Source organism: Nonomuraea sp. NPDC050202, assembly GCF_040656115.1.
In the GTDB taxonomy this organism is placed as follows: Bacteria; Actinomycetota; Actinomycetes; order Streptosporangiales; family Streptosporangiaceae; genus Nonomuraea.
In genome coordinates this window covers 60296-83032 of sequence record NZ_JBFALF010000040.1, presented here as the reverse complement: position 1 = coordinate 83032, position 22737 = coordinate 60296, and the positions used below count along the sequence as shown (strand labels likewise).

The 22737-nt window shown below is 74.2% G+C and carries 17 protein-coding genes; 16 read left to right on the top strand and 1 reads right to left on the bottom strand.

The window, feature by feature from the left end:
* Nucleotides 1–7 precede the first annotated feature (7 nt).
* From AB0I79_RS52975 to AB0I79_RS52900, 16 genes are all read left to right on the top strand, one after another.
* A complete protein-coding gene (locus AB0I79_RS52975; RefSeq protein WP_357891422.1) occupies nucleotides 8–1225 on the top strand; it encodes an aminotransferase class III-fold pyridoxal phosphate-dependent enzyme in 1218 nt (405 codons plus the stop codon).
* A gap of 5 nt (nucleotides 1226–1230) precedes the next feature.
* The gene (locus AB0I79_RS52970; protein WP_357891419.1) at nucleotides 1231–2745 is read left to right on the top strand and encodes a GMC family oxidoreductase N-terminal domain-containing protein; all 1515 of its coding nucleotides are present in this window, start codon (nucleotides 1231–1233) and stop codon (nucleotides 2743–2745) included.
* Nucleotides 2746–2755: 10 nt separating this feature from the next.
* Nucleotides 2756–4036, top strand: a complete 1281-nt coding sequence (locus tag AB0I79_RS52965; RefSeq protein ID WP_357891416.1) for an MFS transporter — start codon at nucleotides 2756–2758, stop codon at nucleotides 4034–4036.
* Nucleotides 4037–4184: 148 nt separating this feature from the next.
* Nucleotides 4185–6224, top strand: a complete 2040-nt coding sequence (locus AB0I79_RS52960) for a thiamine pyrophosphate-binding protein (RefSeq protein WP_357891413.1) — start codon at nucleotides 4185–4187, stop codon at nucleotides 6222–6224.
* Nucleotides 6224–6874 (top strand): transaldolase family protein, encoded by a 651-nt coding sequence (locus AB0I79_RS52955; RefSeq protein ID WP_357891410.1) that lies wholly within the window; start codon nucleotides 6224–6226, stop codon nucleotides 6872–6874. Before AB0I79_RS52960 ends, AB0I79_RS52955 begins: the two co-directional genes overlap by 1 nt.
* Before the next feature lie 20 nt (nucleotides 6875–6894).
* Nucleotides 6895–8079: a galactosyltransferase-related protein gene (locus tag AB0I79_RS52950; RefSeq protein WP_357891407.1), complete on the top strand. Its 1185-nt coding sequence runs from the start codon at nucleotides 6895–6897 to the stop codon at nucleotides 8077–8079.
* A gap of 1 nt (nucleotide 8080) precedes the next feature.
* Entirely contained in the window at nucleotides 8081–8800 is a 720-nt protein-coding gene (locus tag AB0I79_RS52945; protein ID WP_357891404.1) for an HAD family phosphatase, read from the top strand.
* Nucleotides 8793–10679, top strand: coding sequence for a class II aldolase/adducin family protein (locus tag AB0I79_RS52940; RefSeq protein WP_357891401.1), 1887 nt, complete (start codon nucleotides 8793–8795; stop codon nucleotides 10677–10679). The genes AB0I79_RS52945 and AB0I79_RS52940 overlap by 8 nt, the downstream gene beginning before the upstream one ends.
* Nucleotides 10676–13471 carry a DUF4915 domain-containing protein gene (locus AB0I79_RS52935; RefSeq protein ID WP_357891398.1) on the top strand — a complete coding sequence of 932 codons (2796 nt, stop codon included), beginning with the start codon at nucleotides 10676–10678 and terminating at the stop codon, nucleotides 13469–13471. The genes AB0I79_RS52940 and AB0I79_RS52935 overlap by 4 nt, the downstream gene beginning before the upstream one ends.
* Nucleotides 13464–14876, top strand: a complete 1413-nt coding sequence (locus AB0I79_RS52930) for a glycosyltransferase (protein WP_357891395.1) — start codon at nucleotides 13464–13466, stop codon at nucleotides 14874–14876. Before AB0I79_RS52935 ends, AB0I79_RS52930 begins: the two co-directional genes overlap by 8 nt.
* On the top strand, nucleotides 14873–15883 hold the full coding sequence (locus AB0I79_RS52925) for an aldo/keto reductase (RefSeq protein WP_357891392.1): 1011 nt from the start codon (nucleotides 14873–14875) through the stop codon (nucleotides 15881–15883). The genes AB0I79_RS52930 and AB0I79_RS52925 overlap by 4 nt, the downstream gene beginning before the upstream one ends.
* Nucleotides 15880–17457, top strand: a complete 1578-nt coding sequence (locus AB0I79_RS52920; RefSeq protein ID WP_357891389.1) for an alpha-amylase family glycosyl hydrolase — start codon at nucleotides 15880–15882, stop codon at nucleotides 17455–17457. The genes AB0I79_RS52925 and AB0I79_RS52920 overlap by 4 nt, the downstream gene beginning before the upstream one ends.
* Complete coding sequence (locus AB0I79_RS52915; protein ID WP_357891386.1) at nucleotides 17454–18716, top strand: FAD-binding protein; 1263 nt, start codon at nucleotides 17454–17456, stop codon at nucleotides 18714–18716. The genes AB0I79_RS52920 and AB0I79_RS52915 overlap by 4 nt, the downstream gene beginning before the upstream one ends.
* A gap of 16 nt (nucleotides 18717–18732) precedes the next feature.
* The gene (gene cysD / locus AB0I79_RS52910) at nucleotides 18733–19644 is read left to right on the top strand and encodes a sulfate adenylyltransferase subunit CysD (RefSeq protein WP_357891383.1); all 912 of its coding nucleotides are present in this window, start codon (nucleotides 18733–18735) and stop codon (nucleotides 19642–19644) included.
* Entirely contained in the window at nucleotides 19644–20906 is a 1263-nt protein-coding gene (locus tag AB0I79_RS52905; RefSeq protein ID WP_357891380.1) for a GTP-binding protein, read from the top strand. The genes cysD and AB0I79_RS52905 overlap by 1 nt, the downstream gene beginning before the upstream one ends.
* Nucleotides 20907–21169: 263 nt before the next feature.
* A complete protein-coding gene (locus tag AB0I79_RS52900) occupies nucleotides 21170–21862 on the top strand; it encodes a hypothetical protein (protein ID WP_357891377.1) in 693 nt (230 codons plus the stop codon).
* A 432-nt stretch (nucleotides 21863–22294) separates the two neighbouring features.
* Here AB0I79_RS52900 and AB0I79_RS52895 read toward each other — a convergent pair whose 3' ends face one another.
* Nucleotides 22295–22732, bottom strand: coding sequence for an Imm51 family immunity protein (locus tag AB0I79_RS52895; RefSeq protein ID WP_357891374.1), 438 nt, complete (start codon nucleotides 22730–22732; stop codon nucleotides 22295–22297).
* Nucleotides 22733–22737: the final 5 nt, after the last annotated feature.

Below are 22737 nucleotides of genomic sequence, written 5' to 3'. Positions count from 1 at the left end.
AGGCAGGATGCGTGACGACGTTCTCACCCGCGACCCGGGGCGACCGGCCGCTCCCGGCGGAAGGGGCCCGCTGGCCCCTGGCGCCCAGGTCTGGCACAATTTCGCGCTCTCGGCCGGCCGGCCGGCGTTCTTCCGGTCCTCCAAGGGGGCCCGCGTGTTCGCCGAGGACGGCACCGGCCTGCTCGACCTGTACGGCGGCAGCGGCACCATCATCCTCGGCCACGGCAACCAGGCGCAGATCGAGGCCGTGCGCTCGGTGCTCGGCAGCGGCGCCACCGTGAGCCTGCGCCACCCGCTGGAGCCGCAGCTGGCCGCCCGCGTGGTCGAGCTGTGCCCCGAGGCCGAGTACGCCGCCTTCTTCAAGACCGGCTCGGAGGCCGTGCACGCCGCCATCACCGCCTGCATCCGGGCGACCGGGCGGCGCAAGGTGCTCACCACGACCTATCACGGCTGGCTGCTGCCGCTCGGCTACCTCAAGCCGGAGCGCCGCTCGGCCGCCGAGCGGACCTCGGCGCGGGAGGCGTCCGGCAACGCCTCCGGCGTCGACGTCGTCGACCTGGACTGGCAGTCGCCGGACCTGGTCGAGCAGGTGCGCCAGGCCGCCCGCGGCGCCGCCTGCGTCCTCATCACCCCGAACGCGCTCACCCCCGCCCCGGAGGTCGTGCGCGAGGTGGTGCGGGCGGCCCGCGACGCCGGCGCGCTCGTCGTGTTCGACGAGGTGAAGGCCGGCTTCCGCTACGCCTACCCGAACGTTACGGCGGTGTGGGACCTGGTGCCGGACCTGCGGGTGCTGAGCAAGGCCATGGGCAACGGCTTCCCGATCGCGGCGCTGGCCGGCGGCGAGCTGCTGGCCTCGGAGTCCACCTTCAGCCTGTTCAGCACCTACGCCTCGGAGTTCGTCTCGATGGCGGCGGCCACGGCCTGCCTGGACGAGCTGGCCGGCGGCGGTTACGACGCCTTCGCCGCGGCCTCGTCCGCGCTGTACGAAGGGCTGAGCGAGATCGGCCCGCGCTACGGCGTCGCGGTCCGCGGCATCGCGACCTTCTTCCGGCTGGAGCTGCCCGGCACCGTGCACCCGGATGAGTTGTGCCGGGCGCTCTACGACCGCGGCGTGCTCTACCACCCGCTGGACGAGGTGCTGGCCAGCGCGGCGTGGGGCCCGGCGGAGGTCGAGCAGGCGCTGGCCGCCTTCTCCGGCGCCCTCGACGAGACGATCCTGGGGTGAGCGGCATGGGCTGCAGAACCTACGACTACGTGATCGTCGGCGCCGGGGCGGCGGGCGCGGTGCTGGCCGCCCGCCTCAGCGAGGACCCCTCGTGCGAGGTGGTGCTGCTGGAGGCCGGGCCGGACTACCCCAGCGCCGACCACCTGCCGTGGGAGCTGCGGCGCAGCTACGGCGTGGGGCACGTCGTCCAGGGCTACGACACCCACGACTGGAACCTGCGGGCGCGGGTGACCGAGCACGCCACCATCCCCATGCCGCGGGGCAAGGTGGTCGGCGGGTCGAGCACCACCAACGGCCAGGTCTTCCTGCGCCCCGAGCCGGGCGACCTGGACTCGTGGAACCTGCCCGAGTGGACCTTCGAGCGGGCGCTGCCGTTCTACCGCATGCTGGAGAGCGACCAGGACTTCGCCGGCCCGTACCACGGGACGGACGGCCCGATCGCGGTGCGCCGCTTCCCGCGCCACACCTGGACGCCCGACCAGGAGGCGTTCTACGAGGTCAGCCGCGCCTTCGGCCATCCGGTCTGCGACGACCACAACCGGCCGGGCTCCACCGGCGTCGGCCCGACCCCGCTGAACGACGCGGGCGGGCTGCGGAGCAGCACGCTGACCGGCTACCTCAACCCGGCCCGCGGCCGCCCCAACCTGACGGTCGCCGCCGGCGCGCTGGCCTGCCGGGTGGTCCTCGACGGCGGGCGCGCGAGCGGCGTGGTCGTCGAGACCGGCTGCCGGACGGAGACCGTGCGCGGCCGGGAGATCATCCTGTGCGCCGGCGCCATCGGCTCGCCGCACCTGCTCATGCTCTCGGGCGTGGGGCCCGCCGGGCGGCTGCGCCGGGCCGGCCTGCCGGTGGTGGTGGACCTGCCCGGCGTGGGCCGCAACCTGCGCGACCACATGACGACGGAGCTGATCTGGCCGCTGCGCCAGGACTTCCGGGCCGACGGCCTCCACCACCCCCACCAGGTGCTGCTGCGGCACACGTCCTCCGGATCCGCGCCGGTCAACGACATGATCGTGTACGCGGCGGCGCGGTGGAACGAGCGCACGTTCGCGATGCGGCCGACGGTGAACCTGGCCCTCAGCCAGGGCGAGCTCACGCCGGCCTCGGCCGACCCGCACGACCCGCCCGTCCTCGACTTCCGCTACTTCTCCGCCCCGTCCGACCTGGAGCGGCAGCGGGAGGGCGTCCGGATGTGCGCCGCGATGGCACGCGAGCCGGAGTTCGACAAGCTGATCGACGCGCGCACCACCCCCGCCGAGGACGTCCTCGGTTCCGACGCCGCGCTCGACCGCTGGATCCTGCGCAACGCGGCCACCGGCTACCACGCGTCCAGCACCTGCCGGATGGGCCCGGCCGGGGACGCGGCGAACGTGGTGGACGAGTGCGGCCGGGTGCACGGGGTAGAGGGGCTGCGGGTGCTCGACGCGTCGATCCTGCCCGACAACGTCCGGGCGAACCTGCACGCAACCGTGATCATGATCGCGGAACGGTCCGTGGCGCTGATCCGCGAGTCGAAGTGAGGAGCGGGACATGTCCGGCGTGATCGCCCCCTACCTTTCCCTGTTACGACTGCCAGGCGTGTCGCTGCCCTTCGCCTCCGCGTTCGTCGCCCGCCTCCCCCTGGCCATGACGCCGCTCGGCATCGTGGTGCTCATCGAGGAGGTGAGCGGCTCGTACGCCGACGCCGGGCTCGTCACGGCCGTGTACGCCCTGGCCACGGCCGCCTCCTCGCCCCTATGGGGCATGGCCATGGACCGGGTGGGGCAGTCGGCGGTGATCGCCGGCACCTCGCTGGGGTCGGCGGCGTTCCTGGCGGGCGGGACGCTCGCCGCCGCCGCGGGCGCGCCGGACCTGCTCCTGCTCGTGCTCATCGGGTTCGCGGGGCTGAGCTTCCCGCCGGTCATCCCGGCCATCCGGGTGGCCTGGTCGGCCGTCGTGCCCGATCCGGAGCAGCGGCGGACGGCGTACGCGATGGACGCGGTCGCCGTCGAGACGATCTTCGTGCTGGGGCCGCTGCTGCTGACCGCCCTGCTCTGGCTGCCACCGGCGGTGCCCCTGCTGGTGACGGCGCTGCTCATGGCGGCCGGCGGCCTGACCTACAGCCGGACCCGCGCCTCCCGCCTGTCCCGCCCGGGAAGCGGCACGCGCGGCGGCGTAGCGGGCGGTGTGCGGGGCGCGCCCCGGCGTGGCCGCCCGCCCCTGTCGGTGCGCGGCGTCTGGCTCGCGCTGCTGACAGCCCTCGGGATGTCCGTCGGCTTCGGGCAGATGGACGTGGCCATGACGGCCTCCGCCGAGCGCCTGTTCCACAGCGAGGGCCTGATCGGCGTCTTCTTCGCCTGCACCGCGATCGGCAGCACCGCCGGCGGGCTCTGGTACGGCAGCCGCTCCTGGTCCGGCCCGGAACGCCGGCACCTGCCCCTCACCCTCGCCGCCTACGCCGCCGGCCTGGCCCTGGTCATGCTGGTGCTGCTCCCCGGCGGCGGCCTGCTGCCGGCCGTCCTGCCGGCCATGGTCCTGACCGGCCTGTGCATCTCGCCGAGCCTCATCGTCCAGCAGGCGCTCGTCGACCGGAACACCGCGCCGGAGCGCCGCAGCGAGGCGCAGGGCTGGTTGCAGACCTCGCTGACCTCGGGCTCCGCCCTCGGCATGGCGCTCGCGGGCGTCATCGTCGAGCAGGGCGGCCCGGCCACCGCCTTCGGCGCGGCCGCGCTCGCGGTGGCCGCCGGCGCGCTGGTGGGCGCGGTCGCCCAGCGGCACTGGCGGGTGGCGGGCGGCGAGCCCGACCGCGCCGAGGCCACCCTCCCTTCCTGAGCATCTCCCCCTGAACGACCACTGAACCGCCACTGAACGATCACTGAACGATCACTGAACGACCACGCTCACGGGCGGGCACCCAGCGTGCCCCGGCGCCCGCGAGACGCCTCATCCTGCCCTGATCCGCTGAAGGAGACGGATTTCCATGTCATCTCTCCAAACCGAGATCATCTTCTCGCTCAACGGCGACCGTCCCGACGCCGCCCTGCTGACCAAGGCGTTCCGCCGCCCCGACGGCACCCCCGACGCGCTGCGCTGCGGCGAGTTCCTGGTCGCCGGCCGGGAGCGGGCGGAGCTGCTGCTGCGCAAGGTGCTCGGCCTGCGCGGCGTCACCGCCCCGCAGGCCCAGCAGGCCATCGCCCGCGCCGCCGTGGACGAGGTGCTGGGCTGGCGGGTCCGGCTGACCGGCGCGGAGGCGGTGGCCGTGCTGCTGGCCGCCGAGGAGGTGAAAACCGTCTTCGTCTACGCCGGCACCTCGGAGCTGTCCATGTGCGACGCGGTCGAGCGGGTGCACGGCGTGCGCCTGGTGAACGGCCGCGGCGACAAGGAGTCGGCGTTCATGGCGGCCGGCGCGTCGCTGCTGGAGCCCAACCGGGGCGTCGCCATCCTCCACGGCGCCCGCGGGCTGACCAACGCGGCCGGCGCGGTGGCCGACGCCCGGCGCAACGAGGCGGGGACGCTGTTCATCGTCGGCATGCCGTCCACGAGCTCCGCCCGCTTCCTGCCGCCGCACGGCGAGGACGACCTGATGGGCGGGATGGGGGCGTTCGCGGACTGGATCTGGCAGGCGGGCGCGGTGCCCGAGGACCCGGGCCGGCGGCGCGAGGCCGCCCGCCGGTTCGTCGGGCAGCTCCGCGACGGTCTGGACAGCTCCGCCCAGCCGCCGACCCGGCCCGCGATCTTCGGCGTGCCGCAGGACGTGGCCGAGCAGCGGTGGATCCCCGTCGAGGACCTGATGCGCGCCCCCGCCGCCGAGCGGCCGCTCGACCTCGACCAGCCGGCCTTCGACGCCGCCTTCCGCGAGCTGCGCCACGCCGACAAGCCGCTGTTCCTCATCGACGACTACGCCCTGCGCCACCCCGGGCTGCGGCAGGCGCTCGACGACCTGTCCGGCATGCTCGGCGCGCCCGTCCTGCAACTGCGCTACCGGCGCGGCCCCATGATGTTCGAGCGGCTGCAGACCTCCGAGGTGGCCAACTTCGCCGGCTGGCTCAACCAGTTCAGCTCCGTCCACACCGACCTGCTGGAGGCGTGCGACCTGCTGGTGACGGTCGAGGACCGCAACCTCTACGAGCGCACCGCCGGCCGGCTGCCCTCCTGCCGCAAGATCGCGATCAACACCGATCCGGAGAAGGTGCTCAAGAACGAGTACCTGGACGCCGACGACGTCCTCGTCATCGGCGAGGCCCCCGGCGTGCTGTCCGGTCTCGCCGACCGGCTGCGCCGGGCCGGCCGGGGGCGGGCGGAGCGGTGGTGGCCGCGCGAGGAGGTGCTGTCGGCTGCCCGCGTCACCCCGGAGCCGGCCGCCGCCGCCGTCGAGGAGGGGCGCGGCGCGGTGGCGGGCGCGCTGGCCGGCCTCCTCGGCGGCTGGGACCGGCCGGTGCTGGTGGACGACAGCCAGATGTTCGGCGGGCTGCTGTCGGAGCACTACGACGACCTGCCGCCGGGCCTGCGCGTCTTCGGCGGCCATGGCGGGTTCGTCGGCGGCGGCCTGTCGTACGCGGTCGGCCTGGCGATCGCCGACCCGCGCGCGCAGGTGTTGTGCACCCTCGGCGACCAGGGGTTCACCAACTCCTTCCAGGGGCTGGTGGCCGCCGTCCAGGAGCGGGCGCCCGTGCTGTTCGTCGTGTGCAACAACGGCCGGTCGGTCTCACTGACCAAGCAGGCGCTCGCCTCCTTCGGCGAGCCGCCAGGCGGGCGCGGCTACCTGTCGAACGTCGCCGGGTTCTCCTACTGCCGGCTCGCGGCCGCCTTCGGCATGCCCGCCGAGCGGGTCCCGATCCCGATCGGCGGCGCCCCGGACGAGCTGCGCCGGGCGGTGGCCGAGCTGCCCGGCGTCCTCGCCAGGGCCGCGGCGACGGACGGCCCCGCCCTGGTGGAGCTGGTCCTGCCCGCCGACCCCGAGGTCTGGCGCGGCATCTGGATCACGCAGGGCTTCGAGCAGCGGACGGCGGTGCCGGTGTGATGGGCCTCTACCTGGACTCCGCCGGCCTGGACGACGCCGTCGCGGCCGCCGCGCTCGGGTTCGTGCGCGGCATCACCACCAATCCGGCGCTCATGCGCAAGGAGACCGCCGACCCGCTGCGGCACCTGCGCGACCTGCTCGCCGCCGTGGACCTGCCCGAGGTCTACTACCAGCCGACCGGCGCGTACGGGCCGCCCGGCGCGGCGGCCGAGGAGGCGGAGGAGGCGTGGTCGGCGGACAAGGACCGCGTCGTGCTGAAGCTGCCCGCCACGCCGGACGGCGCCGCGCTCGCCGGGACGCTGACCCGCCGGGGCGCCCGCGTGGCCCTGACCGCCGCCCAGACGCCGCACGCGATGCTCGTCGCCGAGTCGATGGGCTGCGCGGCGGTCATCCCGTACCTGGACCGGGCGGTGCGCGACCTGCGGACGGACTCCGAGCTGATCCGGTCGCTGGCCGGCCTGCGCCGCGGGTCCACCCGCGTCATCGCCGCCTCCGTGAAGAACTCCGGGCAGGTCCTGCACGCCTTCGCCTCCGGGGCGGACGCGGTGACCGCGCCGCTCGCCGTCCTGCGGGAGCTGCTCAGCCATCCGGCGAGCATCGAGGCCGAGCAGGCCTTCGCCCAGGAATACGCCTCCACAGCAAAGGGGTAGAACCCGCGATGTCCATCCTCATGCCGACGAATCCGACCGTCCTGGCGACCGCGGTGGCCGACTCCCTCGTGATCGCCTCCGACCTGGGGGCACGCCGCGCGGGCCTGCTCTACTGGGAGCTCGCCCAGCCGTGGACCGCGGCCGTGGTCAAGGCCGTCCAGGAGAGCGACGAGCCGCTCAGGTCCCTGGGCCAGGCACTCGCCGACGACCCCGCCGACCCCGGCGCGTACTTCGGGCTGATCTCCGCCCTGCTGCGCCGCGACCCGGGCGAGCCCGCCGTGCGCACGCTGTTCGACCTGGCCTGGCAGGCGGAGTGCAACTCGCGGGTGGCCTACCACGTCGGCCACTCCTACGACCGGTCGCAGCCGCAGGTGAGCGCCGCGGAGCTGGCCGGGCGCCCCGTGGACGGGCCGCCGCCCGGCCCGTCCACGGCCGGCGCCCTCATCGTCATCCCGTTCCGCGACCGCGACACCGGCGGCGTCCGGCTGCGCAACCTGCTGGCCTGCCTGCTCGCCCTGCGCGACCAGTCGGCCGCGCGCGCGGACTACCGCGTCGTGGTCGTGGAGTCCGACGACGCGCCCCGATGGCGGGAGCAGATCGAGCCGTACGCCGACGACTACCTGTTCGCCCCCAAGGCGGGCCTGTTCAACAAGTGCTGGACGGTGAACGCGGGCGTCGCCAACCGCGGCGGCGCGGCCGAGCTGATCTGCATCCTGGACGCCGACGTGCTGGCCGACCGCGACTTCGTCGCCCGCAACATCGCCCGCTTCCGGCGGCCGGGAACCGCCGGTCACCTGACCTACCGGGACATGTTCTGCCTCGACGACGCCGCCACGTCCTGGTCGATCCGCGAGCGGATCGACCGCAAGGCCCCCGACCCCGCCCCTGCCGGGCTGCGCGGCTTCCTGCTGCGGCGCCCGCCGGGCTGCTGCCTGTGGGTGCGCCGGTCGGTGTTCGAGCGCATCGGCGGCATGGACGAGCGCTACGAGGGCTGGGGCGGCGAGGACCACGACTTCGTCTACCGCTTCGACATCGCCGCCCCGTTCGACAGCTACGACGACCGGCTGCTGCACCTGACCCACCCCGAGGCGTCGGTGCTGAACGACGACGGCACGCTCATCAACGCCCACATCCCTCCGCTGAGCTGGAAGCCCGCGGAGCCCATCGGGCGGCTCGACCGGTTCGCGCGCGCGGAAGGAGCCTGAGGTGTACGAGGCAGTGCTGTTCGACATGGACGGCGTCATCGCCGACACCGAGCGGTCGGTGACGGAGTTCTGGCAGTGGCTGGCCGCCGACCTCGGCTACCTGCTGCGCGCCGAGGACCTGGAGCGCCACGTGTACGGCCACCGCGCCGACCACACGCTGCGCGTGCTGTTCCCGGAGGTGCCCCCCAGCGCGTACAGCGAGATCTACCAGCGGCTCAAGGAGAACCAGGAGAGCCTCGTCTACACCGCGATCCCCGGCGCGACCGCGCTGCTCGGCGCGCTCGGCCGGGCCGGCGTGCCGCTCGCGCTGGTGACGGGCGCGCAGGACTGGAAGGCCGTCGAGGTGCTGCGCCAACTCGCCCTGCCCTCCGCCTTCGCGACCGTGATCTGCGCCGACGACGTGCCGCGCGGCAAGCCGGACCCGGCGGGCTACCTGCTGGCGGCCGAGCGCCTGGGCGTGGACATCGGGCGCTGCCTGGTCTTCGAGGACGCCGTCAGCGGGGTGACCTCCGCGGTGGCGGCCGGGGCCACGTGCGTGGCGCTGGCCTGCGCGCGGCGGGAGGCACAGGTGCGGGCGGCGGGCGCGACGGCCGTGGTGCCAGACTTCCGGCAGGCCGCGTTCGACGCCACCGCCGCCACCCTGCGGGTGGACGCGCGCACCGCGTTCCCGTTCGTCCCGGCCGGCCGGGGCGAACCGATGGCGAGGAGCGGTCATGGATGAGCTGTTCACGCCGCCGGTGGACCGGTGGAACCCGGCCGTCGCCGGGGGGCTCGCGGGCCGCGACGAGGTCGTCTACCGCTCCCACCTGGTCGGGGCCGATCCGGCGCTGACCAAGGAGGGCGGCGGCAACTTCTCCGTCAAGGACGTCGCCGTGGACCGCGGCGGCCGGTCCGTCGAGGTCCTGTACATGAGCGCGTGGGGTTGCGACGGCGCCACCACCACGCCGGACGACTTCCCGGCGCTGCGCCTGGCCGACCTGCTGCGCCTGCGCGACAGCGGCCCGCTGAGCGAGAGCGAGATGATCGGCCACCTGGTGGACAGCGGCCTGCGGGGCGAGCAGCGCCAGCCGGGCATCGAGACGCTGACCCACGCGTTCATCCCGGCCCGCCACGTGGACCACTGCCATCCGGACGCGGTCATCGCGCTCACCGCCTCCCCCGGCGGGCGGCGGGCGGCCGAGGACGAGTTCGGCGAGGAGGCCATCTGGTTCGACTACCGGCAGTTCGACGTCGGCGTGGCCCGCGAGCTGGCCGACCGGATCGCCGGCGAGCCGCGCTGCCGCTTCGTCCTGCTCGCCAACCACGGCATCTTCACCTGGGCCGACAGCAGCGAGCGGTGCTACCGCAACTCCCTGGAGGCGGTCGAGCGGGCGACGCGCGCGCTGCGCAAGGCACAGTGCCGGCCCGCGGACCTCGGCGGCCAGGCCGTGCGCCCGCCCCCGCCCGAGGCGGCCGAGGACCTGCTGGCCGAGCTGCTGCCGGCGGTCCGCGGTGCCCTGTCCGGCGCCGGCCGGGGCGTCGTGCTGCACCTCGACCGCAGCCCCGAGGCGGTCGGCTTCGCCTCCTCGGTGCGCGGGCCCGGGTGGACGCAGGCGGGGCCTGGCTGCCCCGACCACCTGGTCACGGTGGGGTACCGGCCACTCGTCCTCGACCGGACGCCCGCCGGGCCCGCCGAGGTGCTGGCCGCGATCCGGCGGCACCGCGACTGGTACGACACGTACTACGCCCGGTACGTCACCGGGCCCGCGCGCGCCCTGGGCAAGCGCGGCAACGGGCCGCGCGCCGTCGTGCTGCCCGGCCTCGGCGCGGTGAGCTGCGGCCCCGACGCCGCCAAGGCCCGCCTGTGCGCCGACCACCTGGCGCAGACCATGACGGTCATCAGGGCGGCCGACGCGGCGGGCGGCTACCTGTCGTTGTCGGAGGCCCAGGGCGCGGCGGACGAGTACTGGCCGCTCATGCGGCTCAAGCCGCAACTCCGGGCGGGCCAGGAGCCGCTGGCGGGCGTGGTGTTCCTGGTCGCCGCGGACGACGGGCGCGCGGATGCCGTCGCCGAACGCCTGGCCTCGGCCGGCGCGCACGTCGCCCTCGCCGCCCCGCCCGGGCGACGGGCGGCGGCGGTCGCGGCAGCCGCGGCGATCAGCGGCCGGTACGGGGAACGGCGCGCGGTGCCGCTCGTCAGGGACACCGACCGCGGCGCCGTCCGCCAGGCGGTGCTGGCGTACGGAGGCTTCGACGCGGTCGTGGAACCCGTCGCGCGCGTGTCTCCCGCGGCGGGCGGGGGCGGCCTGGCCCGCGCCGCGCTGCCCGTCTTCGCCCGGCAGGGCCGCCCGGCCTCGATCCTGCTCCTCGGCGAGGGCGGCGGAGGCGAAGGCGGCGAGGAGCCATCCGCTCCCGGGCCCGCCGGCGACCGGCGACCGCGCGCGGACGGGCTCGCGGGCGGCGGGGCGGCCGTGCACACCGTCGTCGCCACGGACCCGGAGGCCGTGGCCCGGGCGGCGATCTTCCTCACCGGCTCCGGCGGCACGACGTGGCTGGACACCACGCTGGTCGCCGTGTCCAGAACCCCGGAGACGACCACGACCACGAGGGGAAACCCATGACCAGCGAGAAGCTGACCGGCCCGGCAGAGCCGGCGGGGCTGATCCCGGCCGGCCACCACCTGCTCGCGTCGTGCTTCGACGCACATCACACGATCGGCGGCGGCCTGTTCGCCCTCGACGGCGCGGACGGCGCCGTCGAGGAGATCGACCACATCTCGAGCACCGGCCTGCACGCGGACGACGGGCTGCTGTACCGCTGCCTGTGGAGCGCCGAGGGCAGCCCCGCCGAGCTGATCGCCTACGACGCGACCGGCGTCCGCCGCTACCACCGGCTCGACCACGTCTCCACCCCGCACGACATCCTCGCCGTGAACGGCCAGGTGCTCGTGGTGGGCACCACCCAGAACGAGGTGCGCTGCGTCGCGCCCGACGGCCGGGTGGCCTGGCTCTGGCGGGCCCCCGGCGAGGCGGACAGCTGGCACCTCAACAGCCTGGCCGTGGTCGGTGACCAGATCATGGTGTGCGGCTTCGGCCCGTTCCTACGCCGCCGCGGCTGGGACGAGTGCGGCAAACCGGCCACCGGCCAGGTCGTCGACCTGGAGACCGGTGAGCCCGTGCTCCGCGGCCTGCACGCCCCCCACAACCCCTACTACAGCGACGGGACCTGGCTCGTCTGCGACTCGGCCGCCGGCGACCTGGTGGAGTTCTCCGACGAGACCCGGCAGGAGACCCGACGGCTCGGGCTGCCCGGCTGGCCGCGCGGCCTGGCCGTGACCGACCGGTACCTGTACGTCGGGGTCAGCCCGCACCGCTACCTGACCGCCTCGGTGGAGACGGCGGCCGTCGCGGTCGTGGACCGCGCCGAGTGGCGCCAGGTCGCGCTCGTCCCGCTGCCCGCCCGCGAGGTGTACGCGCTGGCGCTGGTGCCCTCGCCGCTGGCCGAAGGCGCGCGGCAGGGGTTCGCCGCCAACCACACCCGGTTGCACGAGCAGGGCCAGCGGCAGCTGTTCGACCTGCTGGGACGGCAGCCGAGCCGGTTGTGGGCCATCGGCGACCGGCTGGCCGAGGAGGAGTGCCGGGCCGAGATCACGATGGCCGGGCCGGCCGAGGAGCGGGCCGAGCCGAGCAGCCTGCTGACCGTGGAGTGCCGGGTCGCCAACACGGGCGCGGGCCTGCTCACGCCCGCGCCGCCGTACCCGGTCAGGGTGGTGCACCGCTGGTACGACGCGGACGGGCAGGAGGTCCCCACCCAGCCGATCAGGGCGGCGCTGCCGCGTACGCTACCGCCCGAAGGGGTCATCCCGGTTCCCGTGCGGGCGCGCACGCCCGGCGAGCCCGGCGACTACCGGTTGCGGATCACGCTCGCCCAGGACGGCGGGGTGCCGTTCGACGAGCTGGACCCGTCCGCCGCGGCGGACGTGCGCGTGCGGGTGCTCGCCGCCGGTCCCGCCGCCGAGGCCCTGGCCCCCTTCGGCCTGAGCCCGCGCGAGGTCCACGCGGCCCGGACGGCCGGCCCCACGGTGCACGACCTGCTCCGCGCCCTGCTGACCCGCCCGGACGGCAGCGTCAACGGCCTGGTCGCCGCCCTGATCGAGGATGCCGGGCGGCGGGAGTTCGGGCGGGCACTGGCCGGCGCGCTGGGCAGCGCGTCCGAGCAGGCGCTGAGGCACGCCGTCGCCCAGGCCCTGCCCGATCCCGGCGACGTGCTGCTGACCGGCGCGGAGGCGGTGGCCCTGACGCTCCGGCGCGCGGGCGTCGGCATCGTCTTCGCCGCACCGGGAGCCGGTGAGTCGCCCCTGCGGGACGCCGCAGCGCGCCTGGGCCTGCTGACGGAGGCGCGTGACGACCGGGAGGCGGTCATCCAGGCGGGCGGTGCCAGCATGGTGCGGCCGGGCAACGGCGCGGCGGTGCTGTCCGGTGCGCGGGGCCTGGCCGACGCGCTCGGCGCGCTGGCCGACCTGCGGCGCGACGGGATCGGCACGGTCGCCGTCGCCGAGCTGCCCGCCGCCGACCCCGGCCTGCTCACTGCCTGCGGCGCGTTCGCCAAGTCCTGCCACGAGCCGCTCCCGCCTCCGGGCGCGGACGGCACAGCCGCGGCACACGCCCTGGTCACGGCCGTCCGGCAGGCGCTGCACGAGAGCAAGCGGTCGCCGACCGGCCCCACGCTGGTGACGCTCCCCCAGCAGTTGGCGCAGACCGCCTGGGTGCCGCTGGCCGCGCTCGCAGACACGGCCACGGCCACAGGAACGGACGCGGGCACGCCCACGGCCCCGGGCACGGCCACGGACGCGGACCGGCCGCCCAGGCAAGAGGCCGCCGGGCAGACGGCCGAGCAGACGGCCGAGCGGACGTCCGGGCAGACGTCCGAGCGGACGGCGCCTTCCGTGGCCGCGGTCCTGGGTGACGTGCTGGGCGGCGCGCCGGAGGAGCTGCCGGCGGGCGCGTTCGCCGCCTCCGGCGGCGCCGGGCTGGCCACCGGGCTGGCGCTCGGCGAGCCGTCCGCCAAGGTGCTGTGCGGCCTGGGCGGCGGCGACGGCGTGCAGGCGCTGGCCGACGCCGCCCGCCAGGCCGCGCCGGTGACGTTCGTGGTCTGCGGCGACGGCGGCCCGCGCTACGGCGAGCTGGCCGCCGCGCTAGGGTTGCGCACCCGCCGGGTGGACCTGAGCGGCCGCCTGGACCCCGACTACCTGGCCTCGCAGACCAAGGCGTTCGCCGTCACGCTCCAGGCGCTGGCCGCGGGCCCCGGGCCGAGCCTGGTCGAGCTGATACCGCCCGCCGACACCGCGCTGTGGGAGACGAGCTGGATCGGCATGCTGGAGCATCCGACGACGGTGGGAGCGGGCCATGCGTGAGATCGCCTTCGCCGAGGTCCCGCTGGAGCCGTACGGGGACGTGCTCGGGGAACGCCGGCTGGCGGAGCTGCGCCGGGGCGGCGAGCGGGTGCGCGAGCTGCTGGGCGGCCGCACCGTCTGGAACGTCAACTCCACGGCCGCCGGCGGCGGCGTGGCCGAGCTGCTGCACGTGCTCGGCCCGCTGGCCCGCGCGACCGGCGTGGACGTGCGCTGGCTCGTGCTGGACGGCGACGCCGGCTTCCAGGCCATCGCCAAGCGGCTGGTGTCGCGCCTGTACGGCATCGCGGGCGACGGCGGCCCGCTCGGCGCGGCCGAGGCCCGCCGGTACCGCCGTCACCTGGACGACGCCGCCGGCGAGCTGGCCGCCCTCGTCCGGCCCGGGGACGTCGTGGTCGTGCACGACCCCCAGCCCGCGGGCCTGATCGGCGCGGCCCGGCGGTGCGGCGCCCGCGTGGTGTGGCGCTGCCACATCGGCAGCGACCGGCCGAACGAGCACACGCGCGACGGCGGCCGGTTCGTCGCCGAACACGTCGCCGGCGCCGACGCCAGCGTGTTCTCCACGCCCGGCCACATCCCGGGCTGGGCGCCCCGGCCGCTGGTCGTCCCTCCCTCGATCGACCCCTGCGGGCCGAAGAACATGCCCCTCACTCCGGCCCAGGTCCGTGACGTGCTCGGAGCGGCCGGGATCCTCGCCCACGAGCGGCCGGAGCCGGTCGAGACGCCCGTGCCCGTCGGCGCGCCGGTCCGGGTGAGCAGGCCCGCCGTGGTGCTGCGCGAGGGCCCGCCGCCGCCCGCGGGCCTGCCGATGGTGGTGCAGGTCTCCCGCTGGGACCGGCTCAAGGACATGATCGGCGTGCTGGAGTGCTTCCTCGCCTCCGGCGTGGACGGCTACCTGACGCTGGCCGGCGCCGACCTGGCGGGCGTCGCCGACGACCCGGGCGCGGCCCGGGTCTATGAGGAGTGCCGGCGGGTCTGGGAGGCGCTGCCGTCCGCGCACCGCCGCCGCTGCCAGCTCGTCTGCCTGCCGATGGACGACCTGCGCGAGAACGCCGTGGTGGTCAACGCGCTGCAGCGGCACGCGAGCGTCGTCGTGCAGAAAAGTTTGGCCGAGGGGTTCGGGCTGACCGCGACGGAAGCCATGTGGAAGGCCAGGCCGCTGCTCGCCTCGGCCGTCGGCGGGCTGCGCGACCAGGTGGTCCACGGCCGGTCCGGGCTGCTGGTGGACGATCCGCGCGACGTGGCGGCGGCGGCCGCGCACCTGCGGCGGCTCTTCGGCGACCGGCCGTTCGCGCGGCGGCTCGGGCAGGACGCGCGGCGCCGGGTGCGCGAGCGGTACCTGCCCGACGGCCAGCTCCTGCGGTGGGGCCGGCTCATCGAGCACATGACGACGGAGAGGGCGGCATGATGACGCACACGAATGAGGGCGCGCCGGCGCGCCACCGCACCCTGGGACGCGGCGGGCCGCAGGTCTCCGCGCTCGGCCTGGGCTGCATGGGGATGTCGCAGTTCTACGGCGCCTGGGACGACGGTGACTCGCTGCGCACCATCCACCACGCCCTGGACCTGGGCGTCAACCTGCTCGACACCGCCGACATGTACGGCCCCTACACCAACGAGGAGCTGATCGGCCGGGCAATCCGGCACCGCAGGGACGAGGTGTTGATCGCCACCAAGTTCGGCAACGTCAAGGGCCCGGACGGCCGGGTGATCGGCGTGAACGGCCGTCCCGAGTACGTCCGAGCCAGTTGCGAGGGCTCGCTGCGCCGGCTGGGCGTGGACGTCATCGACGTCTACTGCCAGCACCGCGTGGATCCGTCCGTGCCGGTCGAGGAGACCTGGGGGGCGCTGGCCGAGCTGGTGCGCGCGGGCAAGGTCCGCCACCTGGCGATCTCGGAGGCGTCCCCCGAGACGGTCAGGCGGGCGCACGCGGTGCATCCGGTGGCCGCGGTGCAGACCGAGTACTCCCTGGTCAGCCGCGATCCGGAGCACGGGCTGCTGGCGGCGCTGCGCGCGCTCGGCATCGGGTTCATCGCCTACGCGCCGCTCGGCCGCGGCCTGCTGACCGGCCGCATCACCGCGACGGACGACCTCGCGGACGACGACTTCCGCCGGACCCTGCCCCGCTTCCAGCCGGGCAACCTGGCGCGCAACGTCCGCCTGGTGGAGGGGATCGCCCGGCTCGCCCGCGAGCGCGGCGTCACCCCGGCGCAGCTCGCGCTGGCCTGGGTGCTGGCGCAGGGCGACGACATCGTCCCCATCCCCGGCGCGAAGAACCGGGCCCGGCTGGCGGAGAACGTCGCCGCCGCGCGCCTGCGGCTCAGCGCCGAGGACCGCGCGCTGCTCGACGCGGCGGCCCCGCCCGGCAGCGCCGCCGGCGACCGGTATCCGGACATGTCAGGAGTGGGCAGATGAGCGTCACGACCCGCGCGGAGTGGTGGCGGACGGCCGTCATCTACCAGGTGTACCTGCGCAGCTTCGCCGACCGCGACGGCGACGGCGTCGGCGACCTGCCGGGGCTGCTGGGCAAGCTGGACTACCTGCGGGAGCTGGGGGTGGACGCGGTCTGGTTGTCGCCGTTCCATCCCTCGCCGCTGGCCGACTTCGGCTACGACGTCAGCGACTACGAGGCGGTGGACCCGGCTTACGGCACGCTCGCCGACTTCGACGAGCTGGTGCGCGCCGCGCACGAGCGGGGCATCCGCGTGCTGATCGACCTGATCATGAACCACACGTCCGTGGCGCACCCGTGGTTCGCCGAGTCGAGCTCGGACCGCGCCGCCCCCAAGCGCGACTGGTACATCTGGGCCGATCCGCGGCCGGGGAACGAGCCGCCGAACAACTGGCTGAGCTCGTTCGAGCGGTGCGGGCCCGCGTGGACGTACCATCCGGGAACCCGGCAGTGCTACCTGCACAGCTTCACCCCCGGCCAGCCCGACCTCAACTGGCGCAACCCTGAGGTGCGGGCGGCGATGCGCAAGGTGTGGCGGTTCTGGCTCGACCGGGGCGTGGACGGCTTCCGCATCGACGTCGCGCACCGGCTGCTGAAGGACGCCGACCTGCGCGACAACCCGGCCGAGCTGGCACACGCCCGCCGGCACACCGTCCATCCCACGCTGCGGATGCACAACCTCGACCTGCCCGAGACGCTGCAGGTGCTGCGCGAGCTGCGCGAGACGCTCGACGAGTACGGCGGCAAGCTGGCGCTGGGCGAGGTGCCCATCTCCGACGACCGGCGGCTGGCCGACTACTTCGGCGGCGACGGCATGCACACGGCCTTCCATCTCGCGTTCTGGGAGCAGCCCTGGCAGGCCCCCGCCTTCCGGCGGACCGTGGACGGGCTGGCCGCCGCGATGCGCCCCGGCGCCCTGCCGACGTACGCCCTGGCCACCCACGACATCCCCCGCTCCGCCTCCCGGTACGGCGCCGCGCGCGCCCGGGTGGCGGCCATGATGGCGCTCACCCTGCGCGGCATCCCGTGCGTGTACTACGGCGAGGAGATCGGGATGACCGACGCCCCGCCGCCCGACGCCCTGGACGTGGACGGCCGCGACGGGCAGCGCACCCCGATGCAGTGGGACGCCACCGGCCGCGGGTTCACCACCGGGAAGCCGTGGATGCCGTTCGCGCCGGGCCAGGCCGAGGTCAACGTGGCGGCCCAGCAGGACGATCCCGGCTCGTTGCTCCACCTGTACCGGCGGCTCATCGCCTACCGGCGGGCCAGCCCGGCGCTGCGCGGCGGCGACTACCGGTCGGTCGAGGCCGGCGATGACGTCTTCGCCTACCTGCGGTCAGCGCCCGGCGAGCGGCTGCTGGTCGCGCTGAACTTCGCCTCCCGCCCGTCGGCGGCCGTCCTGTCCGGGCTGCCGGCCGGGGGCCTGGCCGAGGTGTCCACCGGCGACCGGCCCGCCGGGTCGGCGGTGGGGCTGCGCCCGCTGCGGCTCGCGCCCGGCGAGGGCCTGATCATCAGAATCGAGGAAGGGACATGACCACCAACTGGGCAGGCAACATCACCTACCGGGCGCAGGAGGTTCACCGGCCGTCCTCGGTCGCGGAGCTTCAGGCGGTGGTGGCGCGCAGCCGCCGGATCCGGCCGCTCGGCACCCGGCACTCCTTCAACGACCTCGCCGACTCCCCCGGCGCGCTGGTGTCCGTCACGGGGCTGCCCCCCTCCGTCGAGCTGGACACCAGGCGGGCCACAGGGCGGGCCACCGCCCGGGTGCCCGCCGGCATGCGTTACGCCGAGCTGACCCGGCACCTCGACGAGCGCGGCTTCGCGCTGCCGAGCCTCGGCTCGCTGCCGCACATCTCCGTCGGCGGCGCGTGCGCCACCGCCACCCACGGCTCCGGCGTCCGCAACGGCTGCCTGGCGGCCTCGGTGTCAGCCCTCGACCTGGTGACCGCCGAGGGCGACCTGATCACCGTGGCGCGCGGCGACGAGCGCTTCGACGGGATGGTCGTCGGGCTGGGCGCGCTGGGCGTGGTGACCCACCTGACCCTCGACCTGGTGCCCGCGTACGAGATGCGCCAGCAGGTCTACAAGGGGTTGCCGCTGGACGCGCTGGACGACCACTTCGGCGAGCTGGTCTCGAGCGCGTACAGCGTCTGCCTGTTCACCGACTGGAGCGCGCCCCGCCTCACCCAGATCTGGATCGGCGAGCGGCTGGACGAGCCCCCCGCGGACGTGGCCAAGCTGCCATGGTTCACCGCCCTGTCGGCCGATGGGCCCTGCCACCCCGTGGACGGGATGCCCGCGGCGAGCTGCACCGAGCAGCTGGGCGTGCCCGGCCGCTGGCACGAGCGCCTGCCGCACTTCCGGCCCGACCACGAGCCGAGCAGCGCCGGCGACGAGCTGCACTCCGAGTACATGATCGCCCGGGCCGACGCGGTGTCGGCGCTGCACGCGCTCGACGCCGTCCGCGACCGCATCCGCCCGGTGCTGCAGATCTGCGAGGTGCGCACGATCGCCGCCGACCGGCTCTGGATGAGCCCCTTCTACGAAGCCGACTCGGTCAGCGTGCACTTCACCTGGACCTCCGACACCGCGGCCGTGCTGCCGGTGGTCCGGCTGGTGGAGGAGCGGCTGGCGCCGTTCGCCGCCCGGCCGCACTGGGCGAAGATCTTCACGATGGAGCCGCCGGAGCTCCGGCGGCTCTTCCCCCGTCTCGCGGACTTCGCCCGCCTGGCCGGCGACTGCGACCCGAAAGGCAAGTTCGCGAGCCCGTTCCTCGACCGCTACCTGCGCTGACCACCGGAGGACCACGATGCTGACCACCCCCGGGCTCTCCCAGCTCGACGTGCTGGAGGCCGAGTCGATCCAGATCATCCGCGAGGTCGCCGCCGAGTTCGAGCGGCCCGTGCTGCTGTTCTCCGGCGGCAAGGACAGCGTGGTGCTGCTGCGGCTGGCGGGCAAGGCGTTCCGCCCGGCGCCGGTGCCGTTCCCCGTGCTGCACGTGGACACCGGGCACAACTTTCCCGAGGTGATCGAGTTCCGCGACCGGCAGGTGGCCGGGCTGGGCGTCCGCCTGGTGGTCGCCTCGGTGCAGGAGTCCATCGACCGGGGCCGGGTGCGCGAGGAGCGCGGCCTCCGGGCCTCGCGCAACCGCTTGCAGACCGTCACGCTGCTCGACGCGCTCGCCGAGCACGGCTTCGACGCCGCGTTCGGCGGCGCCCGCCGCGACGAGGAGAAGGCCCGCGCCAAGGAACGAGTGGTCTCCTTCCGGGACGAGTTCGGACAGTGGGACCCCAAGAACCAGCGGCCCGAGCTGTGGAACCTGTTCAACACCCGCATCCGGCCAGGCGAGCACGCGCGGGTCTTCCCGCTGTCGAACTGGACCGAGCTGGACGTGTGGGAGTACGTGCGGCGCGAGACTCTGGAGCTGCCGGCCATCTACTTCGCCCACCGGCGCACGGTGTTCGAGCGCGACGGGCTGCTGCTCGACGACAACCCGCACACCCGCCGGCAGGACGACGAGCCGGCCTTCCCGGCGACCGTGCGCTTCCGCACCGTCGGCGACGCCTCCTGCACCGGGGCGATCGAGTCGGGCGCCGCCACGGTCGGCGAGGTGATCGAGGAGCTCAAGACCACCCGCGTCACCGAACGCGGCCAGACCCGGGCCGACGACCGCATCAGCGAGGCCGCGATGGAGGACCGCAAGAGAGAGGGCTACTTCTGATGGACATTCTCCGCCTGGCCACGGCGGGCAGCGTGGACGACGGCAAGTCCACGCTGATCGGCCGGCTGCTCTACGACTCCAAGGCCATCTTCGAAGACCAGCTCGCCGCGCTGGAGCGGGCCGGCGCCGCCCGCGGCTCCGGACACGCCGACCTGGCGCTGCTCACCGACGGACTGCGGGCCGAGCGGGAGCAGGGCATCACCATCGACGTCGCCCACCGCTACTTCGCCACGCCGCGCCGGACGTTCATCATCGCCGACACGCCAGGGCACATCCAGTACACCCGCAACATGGTGACCGGGGCCTCGACGGCGGACCTCGCCATCATCCTGGTGGACGTGCGCAAGGGCGTGCTGGAGCAATCGCGCAGGCACGCCTTCCTGGCCTCGCTGCTCCGGGTGCCGCACCTGGTGGTCGCGGTCAACAAGATGGACCTGGCGGGCTACGAGCAGGCCGCGTACGAGCGGGTCGTGGCCGAGTTCGCCGCCTTCGCCGCCAAGCTCGACATCGGCGACCTCACGTTCGTCCCGGTCTGCGCGCTGCACGGCGACAACGTGGTCGAACGCTCGATCAACATGCCCTGGTACGACGGCCCGTCCCTGCTGCGGCATCTGGAGCACGTGCACATCGCCTCCGACCGCAACCTCATCGACGCGCGCTTCCCCGTCCAGTGCGTGATCAGGCCACGTCAGGCCGCCGACCCGCTGCTGCACGACTACCGCGGCTACGCGGGCCAGGTCGCGGGCGGCGTGCTGCGGCCCGGCGACGAGGTGGTGCACCTGCCCTCCGGGCTGACCAGCGTGATCACCCACATCGACGGCCCCGGCGGCCCGGTGGCCGAGGCCGTCGCCCCGATGTCGGTGGTACTGCGGCTGGACGACGACCTCGACATCTCGCGCGGCGACATGATCGCCAGACCCGGCAACCAGCCGCGGGCGGCGCAGGACCTGGAGGCGATGGTGTGCTGGATGAGCGGCGAGCGCCCGCTCACCGCCGGCACCAGACTGCTGGTCAAACACACCACCGCCACCGCCACCGCCGTGGTCGGCGACCTGCGTTACCGGCTGGACGTCAACAGCCTGCACCGCGACACCGAGGCGCGGGCGCTGACGATGAACGAGATCGGCCGCGTCCGGCTGCGCACCGCCCGGCCGCTGTTCGCCGACGAATACGCGCGCAACCGGGCGACCGGGGCGTTCATCCTCATCGACGAGGCCGACAACGCCACGATGGGCGCAGGGATGATCACCGGCCTGCGTTGACCGGGCGAAGAGCGCGTCATCACGCCGGACTCATCCTGCCCTGTTCGAGCCGCAACTCCCGAAGAGCACCAGCGACATGACGTCGTGGCGGCCTGCGGCCGGCGCGGGCCGATGGCTCCAGCGCCCGACCGATCACGATGTAGCGCTCCAACCCCGCAAGCCCTATTCTCACCCATCGTGAAGCCCTCCAAGATCGCGGCACTCGCCTGCGCCCTCATCACCCCCTGACCGTCACGGCGGCCGCGCACGCCTCGGCATATCCGGTGAAGAACCCCGCGCTCGTCAAGAACGCGTTGTACCAGGCCGGCCCGCTGCCCACGACGACCTGTGACGACCTGCCGGCCGAGCCCACGACACCCGCCGAGGCCCGCACCTACATCAACGAGACCCTGCGCTGCCTGGAGAACACGTGGGGACAGCACCTGAAGAAGGCCGGCCTGCCCTATGAGCCGGTCAAGGTGCAGTACGTGACCCGCTTGCCCAAGAACTACTGCGGGTCCGAGGACGGCGAGACGATCCAGTCGTCCACGGTGTGGTACTGCGACTGGGACCGCACGCTGTCCTTCAAGATCGGCAAGTACTGGCTCCTCGGGCCAATTACCGGCCTCGACCTCTTCAACACCACCGCCGTCATGTACGGCTACCACGTACAGAAGCAGGCCGGGCTCTACGACGCAGCCGAGGACCTCCGGGCCGGCAGCAAGGCCGAGCACCTCGAGCAGGGGCGGCGCATGTACCAGCAGGTCGAATGCCTGGGTGCGGCCTTCATGAAGAGCGTCTGGCCGCTGCCGGACAAGACCGCGCGGGACTGGAAGAGGGTCGAGTCGTCCTTCTACCGCGACAGCGCCGAGTTCGGCAAGGCCGCCAACATCAAGCGGTGGGTCAAGGCCGGCTTCCGCACCGCCGACCCGGCCTCCTGCAACACCTGGGCAGCCCCCTCCTCCAAGGTCTCCTGACCTGATCGACCCCGCCAGCCGCAGCGCGTGTCAAGCCGCCCTGCACGGCGACCGGGACGCCCGGCGGACCCTCACCATCATGTTCACCGGCCTCCGCCCGTCCCCCTGACCGTCGTCCCCCCGGGGCTTGTCCGCGGTCGCTGGCGCCGGGGCTGGGCGGTGGCCGATGACGGGCAACGCTGGTCGGCGGTCTGCGACGCCTACGCAAACCCGCCCAACCGCCGGGGTCTCGGCACGTCCTCTGGACCTCCATGTCGCTGAGCCCCACGATGACGTTGCGCTCAGCCATCAATCGATTACTGTATAATCCCGACGCCTTTACAAAGTAAGTTCAGTTCGGATCATCTGCGAGCCCATCAGATGAAGAGCTACGGGAGTCGCGCCAGTGTGCGGTGCCGTTCCCGCCGATCGAGTTCCGGTAGGACGGCACTCTCACAATCGTCCTGGCCAGTCGCCGGGATGGGGGTGCCCGGCCCACGAGCGGCATGTGGTCGACGTGCTGGCGCCGGAGTGAGGCGTGGCCGTGTGCGGATCAGTCGTCGAATTCGACACCGGCGGCCTCGGCCGCAGCGACAAGCCCGCGCAACGGTCCCCATCCGTGGCGACCGCACTCATCAGCTCGGCCAGATCGCGCAGTGCCTTTTGATCGTCGCCGTAGGCGCAGAACGTGCCGCCCTCCGAGTCGTACTGGAATCGCGCCGCAAGCGTCGGCGCCTCCGTGCTCACGAGGAAACGCGCGACGCCCTCCCAGAAGTATCCGTTCGGTTCGTGACCGGACTCCTCAACGAGTTCGTCCACCTGGGTCGTTCCCGCGTCCAGCAGCAGCGAGAACTTCCCGGGCGTGGTTGCAAGCAATCTCATCGGGCTCATCCGGG